Source organism: Pseudarthrobacter sp. alpha12b (assembly GCF_054130495.1).
Window position 1 is genome coordinate 4,679,180 of record NZ_CP196746.1, and the last position, 11,082, is coordinate 4,690,261.

Here is an 11,082-nt window from a genome sequence, read left to right on the forward strand (position 1 = left end):
CAGCGGGCCTGCCGCGGTGACCGGAAGGCAGTTGGTGGTACAGAAGAAAGCGGAGTACGGCGCCGGCCCCCTGTTCAGGGCGGCCGGCGCCGTTGCCGGCGTGATGACGGGTTCAGCCCTGCTGGTGCTGGCCAACGCCTTGCTGCCGGCGGCGCTGTTGGCAGCGCCCTTTGCAGGGAGCTGGGTGGTCCTGGTGGCACTTATCCCGGTGGGTCCGTCACTGGTGGCGTGCATGTATGCGTTCAACCGGATGCTCGCCGGCCACGAAGGCAGCGTGTACCGGGACTTCATCCGCGGCTACCGGATGAACGCGGGGCAGCCCCTGCAGGTGTGGCTGCCGTACCTGCTGGTCCTGGCCGTCATCGCGGTCAACCTGGCGGGGCTGCCTTCGCTGGGGCCGGCCAATCAGGCCGCGCCGGCGCTCCGCCTTGCGCTGCTGGTGCTCGCGCTGCTGGTAGCCACCGCGGGCCTGAACGCATTACTGCTGCTGTCACGCTTTTCGTTCCGGACCCGGGACCTCTACCGGCTGTCCCTGTACAGCTTCAGCGCCCGGAAGCGGGTCTCGCTGGGCAACATGGGCATCCTGTTCGTTACGGGCACCCTGCTGCTTGCCACCACCGCATACCTGCTGCCACTGCTCGCCGGGGCCGTGGTGTTCCTGGTGTGCCTGAACTCCCGCCCGCTGCTAAAGCTGGTGGAGGAGAAGTTCACCGCTGCCTAGTGCAGCGTCACCGTCACCGGCGTCAGCATCTCCCGATCAAAGCCCACCATGCGGCGTTCGCCATGCAGGATCAGCTCGTGCGTGTGGATGTCTTCGGTGCTGGACGTGGCTACGTGCAGCTTCACCAGGCCGGGGGTGACTACCCGCTTCAGGTCCACGCCGGTGAAGGACGTCCGGTCCGCGTGCACGTTGAATTCCACCCGGGCCGAGGCGCCGGCGGCGAGTTCCACCCGGGCGTAGCCGATCAGCTCGCGCACCGGCCGGACCACCTCGCCCACCGGGTCCTCCAGGTACAGCTGCACCACTTCGGCACCGTCCACAGCGCCGGCGTTGGTCACCGTGAGTGCCACGCTGACGGCGTCAGAGGTGGACATGGTGGGTGCGCTGGTTGCGTGGCCGGAGAACTCGAACGAGGTGAAGGACAGGCCGTGGCCAAAACCGAACAGCGGTGACGGATCCAGCGCGCTGACGCCGGAGGGACCGGCCAGGCGGCTGTGCAGGTACGTGCCCGGCTGGCCGCCGGAGGTCCGCGGAACGGAGACGGGAAGCTTGCCCGACGGGTTCACAGCTCCGGAGAGCACATCCCAGAGGGCTTCAGCGCCCTCCTCGCCCGGGAAGAACCCCTGCACGATTGCCCCGGCGCGTTCCGCGAACTCGCCCAGGGCGTACGGCCTGCCGCTGAGGACCACCACGATGGCGCGCGTGCCCGCAGCCCCGGCGGCCGCCAGCACGCGGTCCAGCATGCGGTGCTGGGTCCCGGGCAGTTGAAGATCCGCAGCGTCGTTGCCTTCGCCGGAGGTGCCGCGGCCGAAGAGGCCGGCGTTGTCGCCCACCACGATTACGCAGGTGTCCACCGAGGAGGCGATGCGGCACGCCTCAGTGATCTGCTCCTCGCTAATGGCCTCGCACGTTCCAGTGGCCGCGGACCGTACCGGCCCAAAGCGTTCTTCTGCTGCGCCGGCCACGGTAGGAACCCGGATGCCCATGGGTACGTCCGGATGGGATGCGCCTACATGCGCGTCGAAGGAGTAGCAGCCCAGCATCGCAAACGGGTCATGTGCCAGCGGCCCCACCACGCCAAGGGACGCCGTGGCCGCGGCCGGAAGCGGCAGTGTTGGGCCGCCGTCGTGCGTCCTGTTGGTCAGCAGCACCAGGGACTGTGCGGCCATCTCGCGGGCCAGCGCCCGGTGCCCGGCCGGGTCCAGATCGATGGCGCCGGCGGCGATGACCGGGGGAGCGGGGTCGAAATCCGGCGCGAGGAGTCCGGCTTCCTGCTTCTGCCGCAGTACCCGGCGCAGTGCGGTGTCCACCAGGGATTCGGGCACTGCACCGGAACGCACCCGCTCCAGCAGCGGCGTGCCGTAGCAGTTCACCGTGGGCAGTTCCACATCCACGCCGGCGGCCAGGGCAAGGGCAGCGGCCTCGCCGGAGTCGGCGGCGACGCCATGGGTGATGTTCAGGAAAGCGACGCCGAAATAGTCCGCCACCACCGTGCCGGCGAAGCCCCACTCGTCCCGCAGCAGGGAGGTCAGCAGGGCACGGTTGGCTGCGGCCGGGACGCCGTCGGTATCCGTGTAGGCGTGCATCACGGACCGGGCGCCGCCGTGCTTGATGGCCAGCTCGAAGGGGGGAAGCATGACGTCGGCGAGTTCGCGCGGGCCCATGGAAACGGGCGCGTGGTTCCGTCCGGCACGCGAAGCGGAATAGCCGACGAAGTGCTTGAGCGTTGCCACGATCCCGGCTTCTTCCAGCCCGGCCACGTAGGAGCCTGCAACAGTACCCACCAAATAGGGGTCCTCGCCGATGGTCTCCTCCACCCGGCCCCAGCGGAGGTCGCGCACCACGTCCAGCACGGGCGCGAGGCCCTGGTGGACGCCCAGTTCCCGCATCTGCCCGCCGATCAACCCGGCCATCCGGCGCACCAATACAGGGTTGAAGGTGGCGCCCCATGCCAGCGGCACCGGAAACGCCGTGGCTTTCCAGGCGGCCAGGCCGGCCAGGCATTCCTCGTGCACCTGTGCTGGGATCCGGAAGCGGGAAGCCGCCATGATCTGTTCCTGGGCGGCGGCCAGCCGGCGCGCGCCCTCGATCGGCTCCAGCGGGACGGTCCCGTACATGCGGGTGATCTGGCCAAGCCCGGCGGCGATCACGTCCTCCCAGGTCCGTGCGTCGCCAGCCATCTCGTCCTGCAGCGGGGCCACGGAGTCGCCGTCGGTGGAGGCGTTGACCCACACGCCCACCAGTTGGGCCAGCTTTTCCTCCAGGGTCATCTGCTGCACCAGCTCTTCGATGGAGAAGCGTGCGACGGCGGTACGCGGCTTGCCGCCGGCAGCGGGCGAAGGGAGGGCTTGCTTTTCGGCGGCACCGCTGGTCACGGGCGTCTCCTAGGATCGGAAGAAGTTTCTAAGAAAGTATCAGAAACTTGTGTTTAGTTTCTAGGGGTAAAAGCCTTGACTCAGTCACTGAAACCTTCCTACGGTTGGGGTTGAGGCGCAATTTATGGCCCAACGGCTATCGGAAACTTCGAATCAGCCATGGAAAGTTTCCAATCGGCAGCCCGGCTGGAAGGCGCCACGCGCGACGGCCCGCCCCTTGGGCCGCCAGCCGGAGCTACCAATTTCACTGCAACGACGGAGAGAGAATGCGGACGTACAGAGTGGCCATCGTGGGAACCGGTGGAATCGCAGCGGTCCACGCGGATAATCTGGCCAGGACTGGCGGCCGGGCGGAGCTGGTGGCAGCCTGCGACGTGGACCAGGGCCGGCTGGATTCCTTCGCGGAGAAGCACGGGATTCCGGGCACGTATCTGACGCTGGCCGATCTGCTTGAAGAGGCCCAACCGGACATCGTCCACCTTTGCACCCCGCCAATGTTCCACATCGATCAGGCCCTTGAATGCCTTGAAGCAGGCGTCCACGTCCTTTCCGAGAAGCCTCCGGCCCTGAGCCTGGCGGACTTCGACCGGCTGGAGACGGCGCAGGCGAAGGGCGGTGCGCAGTTCTCGTGCGTGTTCCAGCACCGCTTCGGGGACGCATCTGCTGCGGCCCGGCAGCTGATCGGAGGTCCTGGCTTTGGCCGGGCGCTGGTGGCCAGGTGTGACACCCTCTGGTACCGGCCGGACAGCTACTGGGACCTGCCGTGGCGGGGAACCTGGAACGCCGAAGGTGGCGGACCCACCATGGGACATGGCATCCACCAGTTCGATCTGCTCCTGCACCTGCTGGGGCCCTGGGCGGAGGTCACGGCCATCGCCGGCCGGCAGGCACGTGCCACCTCCACGGAGGATCTGTCGGCCGCACTGGTCCGCTTCAGCAACGGTGCCGTGGCCACCATCATCAATTCGCTGCTCTCGCCGCGGGAAACCTCGGACATCCGGATCGACTGCGAGTTCGCCACCGTGGAACTGAGCCACCTCTACGGCTACAGCACGGACAACTGGACCATCACCGGCGCGCCCGGCCATGAGGACCAGGTCGCGGCAGCATGGAACGGCCAGCCGCTGGAACGCGGGAGCGGCCATTCAGCCCAGTTCCTTGCCATGTATGACGCGCTCGACGCCGGCCGCCCGCTTCCAGCCGGCGCGGACTCCGCACGGCAGACATTGGAGCTCGCTGCCGCCATTTACGCGTCCGCCTTCACCGGGCAGTCCGTGCGCCGCGGCGTCATCGTCCCCGGCCACCCGTTCTACGGCGGCATGGACGGTGACGGGCTGGGCGGCAGCGTCCTGGACGCAACAGCCCTGAACCCAACTGACTCCAACGCCGCCCGCGTCTGACCCCAAACCTTCAAGGAGCCACCATCGTGACCACCTCCGCAGCAGCCACCCCTTCCATCGTGTCAGCGGCACCGCTGGGATTTGAAGACACTGGAACAGCCCTCATCTTCACCGCCAACGGCAGGCCAATCGCCACGTATACCTACAAGCCAACGGACCCCCAATACGAGAGCCCGAGGCCGTTCTTCCATCCACTCACCACCCTGGGCGGCGACGAGGTAACCATCTCCCGCCCGTGGGACCACGTCTGGCACAAGGGTCTCTCCTGGGCGCTGCCCAACGTGGGGCCGCACAACTTCTGGGGTGGCGCCACGTATACGCGCACCACCGAGTATGCCAACCTGGACAACAATGGCGCCATGACCCACGGGTCCTTCGCGGGGATAGGCCAGGCCGGCGACGGCATCACCGCGTCGGAATCGCTCACCTGGACTTCCCAGGAAGGCGAGCCGGTGATCGCGGAGAGCCGCCGGTTCAACATCCAACTGCTGGAAGACGGTGGGACGGAGTGCGCCGACACCGAAGGTGCCTACGCCATCCTGTTTGAGACCCGGATGAGCAACATTTCCGGGGCGGAGATCAGCATCGGCAGCCCCACCACGGAGGGCCGCCACAACGCAGGTTACGGTGGCCTGTTCTGGCGTGGCCCACGGTCCTTCACCGGCGGCGAGTTCCGGAGCCCTGACAGCAGCGGAACCGATGAATTCATGGGTACCCGCTCGCCGTGGATTGCCTTCACCGGCAAGCACGATGTGACGTGCCGGTCCTCCACCATCGCGTTCGTCGAGGACAGTTCAAACCCCGGTGCGCCCAACCAGTGGTTTGCCAGGTCCTCCATGTTCGCCTGCCTGGGCTCGGCACCCTTCTTCAGCGAGGAAGTGCCGCTCCGGGAAGGTGTACCGCTCACCTACCGTTACGCCGTGGTCATTGCCGACGGCGGAGTGGACGCCGAGCGTGCAGAGGTGCTGGCGGGTGCCGCGCAGGCAGCGCTCGCCGGCTGGTACTAAGCGTGGGCTCCACCTTTCCAGGCGCCACCGGCCTGTCCGAGATCAGCATCTACGACTGGCCCGGAGCCGACGGAGCTGCCGGCGGGACCCCGCACGTCCACACGGCCTCGACCGAAGCCTACGTGGTGCTCGAGGGCTCCGGCCGGCTGGAAACCCTGGACTCACGCGGCTTCAACTCCACACCGCTGGCGCCGGGCGTGGTGCTGTGGTTCACGCCCGGCACTGTCCACCGTGCCATCAACGATTCTGGTGACCTGAAGATCCTGGTTGTCATGCAGAACGCCGGCCTTCCCGAACACGGTGATGCCGTCATGACGTTTCCGCCCGAGTATCTGGCCGACTCCGCCACCTACCGCCGCACAGCGGTACTGGAACACAAGGACGCCGACGCCGGACTGGCCGCCGCGGAGGACGCCGCCCGCCGTCGTCGTGATTTAGCGCTGAAGGGCTATTTCGCCTTGAAGCAGGCAGTGCTCGATGCCGGGCCGGCAGGACTTGAAGCGTTCCATGCTGCGGCGGCACGGCTGGTCTCTGACCGGACCAGCACCTGGGCCGAACTGCTTGCCGGGGGAGCGGCCCGTCAGGCCGAACTCACCCGGGAGCAACTGGCTTCTCTGGACACGGCGGAAAGTATCTATCTGGCGAAAGCGCGAACTACCATGGGAAAACGGGAAAACCGCAGAATTTACGGCATGTGCGGCCGGATCCAGACGTGGGAACTTTCCGATAACTAGCACCGGGCGCGTGACCCGGGTGAAAGGGCGGTTTCCGTGGTGAGCAAGCAGGACGCCGGGCGCGCGACAATCAGCGAGATTGCCCGCGAGGCGGGAGTTTCGGTTCCCACAGTGTCAAAGGTCCTGAACGGACACGCGCATGTGGCAGCGGAGACGCGGGCGCGTGTTGAGGAAATCATCGCCAGGCGCGATTACGCCCGCCGTCCGGCCAAGCGCAGGCAAAAGGCCGGGCTGGTGGACCTGGTGTTTCCCGGGCTGGGCTCGGAATGGGCGCTGGAGATCATCGAGGGCGTTGAGCGCGTGGCACAGGACGCCGGGTACGGGACCGTGGTCAGCAGCCTGAGCCTGGACGGCTCAAGGATCCGGCCTTGGCTGGCGAACCTCGCGGAGCGGAAATCCGACGGGCTGCTGATGGCCGTGTACCAGTTGGACGCCAAGCAGATCCAGCGCGTGAAGTCACTGGGAATACCGGTGGTGCTCATCGATCCGGTGGGTCAGCCCGGACCGGACCTGATGACGGTGGGCGCGGCCAACTGGGAGGGCGGCTATTCAGCCACGGAGCATCTCCTGCAGTTGGGGCATAAGCGGATCGCCATGATCGGTGGCCGCGAGGACCTGCAGTGCAGCAGCGCACGGGAGGACGGCTACATTTCCGCCCTGCGCCGGGCAGGCATTGCACTCGATCCGGAATTGATGGTTCCCGGCGACTTCTCCATCGAAGCGGGCGAGGCTGCCACCCGGAAGCTGCTGGAACTGCCGGACCGGCCCACCGCGATCTTCACGGGCAACGACGACCAGGCCATGGGCGCCTACCGGGCTGCGCGAGCTGCCGGGCTCCGCATTCCAGAGGATCTTTCCATCATTGGATTCGACGACATCCCTGCGGCGGAATGGATCGAGCCCGGGCTGACCACCATCCGGCAGCCTGTAGTCCAGATGGCCGAGACCGCCATGCGCGCACTGCTCCGCCATCTCGACGGCGACGAGGAACTGCCGCAGCGGATCGAGCTGGGCACGGAGCTGGTGGTTCGGGGGTCCACGGCGGCCCCGGCAAAACACTGATCCGGCACCGGCCCTGATTAGGCTGGAGTATGGATTATGTACTTCGCCGGGCCACCCCGGAGGATGCCGAGGCCATCGTGCTGATGCACACGGCAGCGCATGAGGAAAGCTACGGACACCTGCTCTCGCCCGGCTTTTTCGCCGAACGGCGACGGTCGATTCCGGAACGTGTGGCCCGGCGCCGGCCGTATCTTGATGTTCCCCACCCGCGGATCGTCGCCGAGGATGCCAACGGCGAGGTTGTGGGCCTTGCCGACGCCGGGCCGCCGCGCCAGGAGGGCAGCCCGTGTCCGCTGGAGCTGTATTCCATCTTCGTCCTGGCCCGGGCGCAGGGGACTGGGCTGGGGAAGGCGCTGCTCGAGGCTGCCCTCGGCGATTCGCCCGCCTACTTGTGGGTGCTGGAGGAGAACGTGAAGGCGCAGGCGTTTTACCGTCGCCAGGGTTTTGCGTTCGACGGCGGCCGCGGAAACCTTCCGCCGGAGTGGGAAAGCGTCCCGGAACTGCGGATGATTAGGGGCCGGCCGGCGGGGTTTGTCCCTGCATGACCCAGCGGTTGCCGTCGGGGTCGCTGAAGTATGCGAACAGCACGCCACCCAGGTCCTGGATCTCGCTGATATCCGCGCCACGCCTGACCAGCTCGCCGCGGACTTCGGTGATGTCGGGAACTACCAGCTGCAGTCCCTCCAGGCTGCCCGGCGTCATGCTGGTCATTCCGGTGCCGATAACCACTGAGGCGGCAGAGCCCGGGGGAGTCAGCTGGACCACGCGCATCCCCGGAATGTGTTCCACATCGTGGTCCAGGACGAAGCCCAGCTTGTCGGTGTAGAAGGCTTTGGCCCTGTCGACGTCGGAAACCGGGACCTGTACAACCTCGAGGCGCATCTGCATGCGGCCACTTTATCCGCGGGCTCCATTCACGGGGAATGGCCGCTCAAAATTCACTTGGCCCCCTTGTCCCGCCGCAAGTTATTAAGCAAAGACATCGTATTGCGACTGCCTTTCCTCAAGGTTCCATCAAGAGTGCCTGAATGTTGGCCGAGGATCGGGAGAGGGCGTCCGTTACGCCCGGAATGGAGCATAGGCTCGTCGACGAAGAGTTTGTCGGGCTAAGCAGCAGGCCCGGGAATTACGGGGGCACCGTTTTGTGGGCCTCCTGTAAATGGGGAAAAGATGTCCGATTACGAAACCCTTTTGGGGTTTGTTCCTTCTGCACCGGCACCGAAGCCGCCGCGGAAACCAAGAATTTCAACTTTCATTGTTGCCGGCATTACCGCGCTGTCCATGGTTCTTGGAGCGATAAGCGGCGGAGTGGGCGGAGCCCTGATTTTCCTGGGTATTTCAACAGCGCTCACCGGACTCTATGTCCTCCTCACGGGGCGGCGCTCCTGGGCGTGGCTTCCGGCAAAACGCAAGGCCGGCGCCGTGGCGATCGCAGCCTCTTTCGCGCTTTTGGTTGGTGGCGCTGTCGCCCTGCCGCGCGTTGCCAGCGCTGACCTGAAGCCGGCCTCCTCGGAGAGCACTGCCAAGGCCGCGCCGGCGAAGGCGAGCCCAACCGCAACAGCCAAGGCGTCGCCGTCGCCCACTCCCACTCCCACTCCCACTGCTGACGCCACTGGCGAGCCACTGGACCCGGAAAACCCGTACGTTCTTGCCGCCGGCGTCACCGCAACCGCGCCTAACGCGCAGCCTGCCTACGCCACGAAGGCTCTGGACCTGTTGGCCGCCCTTCCCATCAAGGGCCGGGCACCGAAGACGGGGTATGACCGGGCGCAGTTCGGCCAGGCATGGGCGGACGTGGACCGGAACGGCTGCGATACCCGCAACGACATCCTCAAACGCGATCTCACCGGCATCACATACACCAACAGCGTCCCGTGCAAGGTGCAGTTGGGGACCCTGGCTGATCCTTATACAGCCAAGACCATCAGCTTTGTCCGGGGCTCGGCCACCAGCAGTGCCGTGCAGATTGACCATGTGGTGGCCTTGAGTGACGCCTGGCAAAAGGGTGCGCAGCAGTTGACCCCGGAGCAGCGGACGGCGTTCGCCAATGATCCGCTGAACCTGCAGGCGACGGATGGGCCTGCCAACCAGCAAAAGGGCGACGGCGATGCGGCCACCTGGCTGCCGCCGAACAAGGGCTTCCGGTGCGAGTACGTCGCGCGGCAGGTTTCCGTGAAGGCGACCTACGGGCTGTGGGTCACGCAGGCTGAGCACGATGCGATCGCCCGGATCCTGGGTGACTGCTCCGGCCAGTTGGCACCGACCAACCAGCAGGCTCCGGCCCCGGTTGCGGCTGCCCCGGCCCCTGTCGCGCCCGCCCCAGCGCCGGCCCCCGCAGCGGTTGCTCCAGCTCCGGCACCTGCTGCCGTGGCGCCTGCGCCTCTTGCACCGGCGCCGGTTGCCCCGGTTCCTGCCGCGCCGGCACCTGCCGCTGCCTACTACGCCAACTGCACGGCGGCGAGGGCTGCCGGAGCTGCGCCGCTCTACGCGGGGCAGGCCGGCTACCGCCCGGCACTGGACCGCGACTCCGACGGTGTCGCCTGCGAGTAGGCACGTTCTTCCCCGGGTTTCCCGGGCACCGACCAATACCCACCATCACACTGCATTCCCAGGGGGAAAAATGAAAGAAAACACTGTTCCTGCAATTGGCAGGCTGAAGACCTCGCTGGCTTTGGTTGTGCTGACCGGCCTCATGCTGACGGGCTGCGGCGGCAAGCAGGCGGCAGCGCCGGCAACAGCCACGGCCACGGCAACCGCAACTGCTGTTTCGCAAACAACGGAGACCGTCGTGGTCCCGGCGGTGGTGAACCTGACCCTGGACAAGGCCACGGACCAGCTAAAAAAGCTCGGCTTCAAGGTGGAGGCTGTGGACACCGCTAAGGGCAAGTCGATCATCCTCGAGAAGAACTGGCAGGTAATCTCCCAGGATCCTGCCAACGGTGCACAGGCGGCGAAGGGTTCCACAGTGCATCTCGGGGTCAAGAACCTCGACGATGTGGCGGCGGAGAAGGCCGCCGCGGAGAAGGCTGCGGCTGCCAAGGTGGCAGCTGACCAGGCTGCCGCGGCGAAGGCTGCTGCAGACAAGGCCGCTGCGGACAAGGCCGTCGCTGACCAGGCAGCCGCTGCGCAAGCTGCCGCTGATCAGGCTGCGCGGGACGCTGCCGCCAAGCAGGCCGCTGACCAAGCGGCGGCCCAGAAGTTTGTTCAGGCACCAGTTCAGGCACCCGTCCAGGCTCCAGCGGCTGCCTACTACGCCAACTGCACTGCTGCGAAGAATGCCGGGGCCGCACCCCTGTACAGGGGACAGCCAGGATACAGTTCCGCTCTTGACCGCGATGGCGACGGCGTTGCCTGCGAGCGGTAGCCAACCTGGGCAGTGGTAACACGGGCCGCGGGACGCCTCCTTTTCCAGGAAGGCACCCGCGGCCCGTTCGCTTAACAACCGACGCTGGACCGGCGGGTACGCGGCAGGTAGGGCGAGGCGCGGGTGCGTGTGTTGCAGCGCACACCGGGTCATTACGACGTCGGGAGGCGGCTTGGATACCCCAGTGGCCATTCCTGCCCCGGAATTCCGCGGATACTGAGCCCTGCGGGGCTCGATTTGCGGTGGGGGGTGTGTGCGGGTATTGTTTTCTGAGTCGCCGCCGCTGAAGCGGAAAGATAGCGGCCAACCCCCTTACCAAACAGCCTGAAAATGGTTCGCCTCTTGGCGCGCCGGACGTGGGTGGGGCCGGTCTCAGAGCAAAGAAAATCGCGGAAACGCCGATTTGCGAAGCTCCTTGA

At 66.6% G+C, this 11,082-nt stretch carries 10 protein-coding genes; 8 read left to right on the forward strand and 2 right to left on the reverse strand.

Annotated elements, in window-relative coordinates:
• Positions 1–34: 34 nt before the first annotated feature.
• Positions 35–721 (forward strand): DUF624 domain-containing protein, encoded by a 687-nt coding sequence (locus tag ACTAQI_RS21720; RefSeq protein ID WP_457948664.1) that lies wholly within the window; start codon positions 35–37, stop codon positions 719–721.
• Here ACTAQI_RS21720 and ACTAQI_RS21725 read toward each other — a convergent pair.
• Positions 718–3,096 carry a glycoside hydrolase family 3 N-terminal domain-containing protein gene (locus tag ACTAQI_RS21725; protein ID WP_457948665.1) on the reverse strand — a complete coding sequence of 793 codons (2,379 nt, stop codon included), beginning with the start codon at positions 3,094–3,096 and terminating at the stop codon, positions 718–720. The two genes, ACTAQI_RS21720 and ACTAQI_RS21725, sit on opposite strands and share 4 nt — an antisense overlap.
• A gap of 266 nt (positions 3,097–3,362) precedes the next feature.
• Here ACTAQI_RS21725 and ACTAQI_RS21730 point away from each other — a divergent pair, with 266 nt between their 5' ends.
• Genes ACTAQI_RS21730 through ACTAQI_RS21750 form a run of 5 tightly spaced genes read left to right on the forward strand, consistent with a single transcriptional unit; the run spans position 3,363 to position 7,844 of the window.
• Positions 3,363–4,496, forward strand: a complete 1,134-nt coding sequence (locus ACTAQI_RS21730) for a Gfo/Idh/MocA family protein (protein WP_457948666.1) — start codon at positions 3,363–3,365, stop codon at positions 4,494–4,496.
• A 26-nt stretch (positions 4,497–4,522) separates the two neighbouring features.
• On the forward strand, positions 4,523–5,503 hold the full coding sequence (locus ACTAQI_RS21735) for a DUF6807 domain-containing protein (RefSeq protein ID WP_457948667.1): 981 nt from the start codon (positions 4,523–4,525) through the stop codon (positions 5,501–5,503).
• 2 nt (positions 5,504–5,505) lie between these two features.
• On the forward strand, positions 5,506–6,237 hold the full coding sequence (locus ACTAQI_RS21740) for a cupin domain-containing protein (protein ID WP_457948668.1): 732 nt from the start codon (positions 5,506–5,508) through the stop codon (positions 6,235–6,237).
• 36 nt (positions 6,238–6,273) lie between these two features.
• Entirely contained in the window at positions 6,274–7,299 is a 1,026-nt protein-coding gene (locus ACTAQI_RS21745; RefSeq protein WP_457948669.1) for a LacI family DNA-binding transcriptional regulator, read from the forward strand.
• A 29-nt stretch (positions 7,300–7,328) separates the two neighbouring features.
• A complete protein-coding gene (locus tag ACTAQI_RS21750) occupies positions 7,329–7,844 on the forward strand; it encodes an N-acetyltransferase family protein (RefSeq protein WP_457948670.1) in 516 nt (171 codons plus the stop codon).
• Here ACTAQI_RS21750 and ACTAQI_RS21755 read toward each other — a convergent pair.
• The gene (locus ACTAQI_RS21755; protein ID WP_457948671.1) at positions 7,810–8,187 is read right to left on the reverse strand and encodes a VOC family protein; all 378 of its coding nucleotides are present in this window, start codon (positions 8,185–8,187) and stop codon (positions 7,810–7,812) included. The two genes, ACTAQI_RS21750 and ACTAQI_RS21755, sit on opposite strands and share 35 nt — an antisense overlap.
• Before the next feature lie 282 nt (positions 8,188–8,469).
• On the opposite strand from ACTAQI_RS21755, the gene ACTAQI_RS21760 reads away from it, so the two are divergent.
• On the forward strand, positions 8,470–9,849 hold the full coding sequence (locus tag ACTAQI_RS21760; protein ID WP_457948672.1) for a GmrSD restriction endonuclease domain-containing protein: 1,380 nt from the start codon (positions 8,470–8,472) through the stop codon (positions 9,847–9,849).
• A 70-nt stretch (positions 9,850–9,919) separates the two neighbouring features.
• Positions 9,920–10,663 (forward strand): excalibur calcium-binding domain-containing protein, encoded by a 744-nt coding sequence (locus ACTAQI_RS21765; protein ID WP_457948673.1) that lies wholly within the window; start codon positions 9,920–9,922, stop codon positions 10,661–10,663.
• Positions 10,664–11,082 lie beyond the last annotated feature (419 nt).

Coding starts and splice junctions, on each gene's coding strand:
- ACTAQI_RS21730 (WP_457948666.1), top strand. CDS start 3,363: ATGCGGACGTACAGAGTGGCCATCGTGGGAACCGGTGGAATCGCAGCG.
- ACTAQI_RS21750 (WP_457948670.1), top strand. CDS start 7,329: ATGGATTATGTACTTCGCCGGGCCACCCCGGAGGATGCCGAGGCCATC.
- ACTAQI_RS21755 (WP_457948671.1), bottom strand. CDS start 8,187: ATGCAGATGCGCCTCGAGGTTGTACAGGTCCCGGTTTCCGACGTCGAC.
- ACTAQI_RS21760 (WP_457948672.1), top strand. CDS start 8,470: ATGTCCGATTACGAAACCCTTTTGGGGTTTGTTCCTTCTGCACCGGCA.
- ACTAQI_RS21765 (WP_457948673.1), top strand. CDS start 9,920: ATGAAAGAAAACACTGTTCCTGCAATTGGCAGGCTGAAGACCTCGCTG.